A 434-nucleotide genomic window follows, 5' to 3' on the forward strand; every position below is an offset into this window, starting at 1 on the left:
TTGCCAGCCCGCTCAGAGATGTGTATAAGAGACAGGGAGATGACCCTGGAACCACGCCGCTCGTGGCGGCGGTCGTGATGACGATTCCAACGAGCAGCATAACCATGACCCTCCGAACGAGAGTCACGAATCAAACACCTCAACGAGTCCGAGCCGGTCTGCGATGAGAGACCCACCGGCTGCACCAACCACAATCAGCCCTATTTCAAGACTGCCACCAAGCAGGTCGGATAAAATCGTGATGTCTGCGCCCGCGGATAGTCCGGCGTCGAGAGCACCAACCGACGCGCCAAGTGTGGCGACCGTCTCTAGGTCAAGGTCAAGGTCCACCATTAGAGCATCCACCCCGCAGCGAACCCGGCCGTGCTCGTGATGCCGACGTAGACCAAGCCCCAGAGGTCGCTACTCTGGAAGAATGAGGAAACGTCACCGAC

General features: G+C 59.0%; 1 protein-coding gene. It reads right to left on the reverse strand.

The window, feature by feature from the left end; genetic code table 11:
* Nucleotides 1–123: 123 nt before the first annotated feature.
* A complete protein-coding gene (locus C461_RS01225) occupies nt 124–333 on the reverse strand; it encodes a hypothetical protein (RefSeq protein ID WP_004052064.1) in 210 nt (69 codons plus the stop codon).
* Nucleotides 334–434 lie beyond the last annotated feature (101 nt).

This window comes from Halorubrum aidingense JCM 13560 (assembly GCF_000336995.1).
Lineage (GTDB): Archaea > Halobacteriota > Halobacteria > Halobacteriales > Haloferacaceae > Halorubrum > Halorubrum aidingense.

Coding starts and splice junctions, on each gene's coding strand:
- C461_RS01225 (WP_004052064.1), bottom strand. CDS start 333: ATGGTGGACCTTGACCTTGACCTAGAGACGGTCGCCACACTTGGCGCG.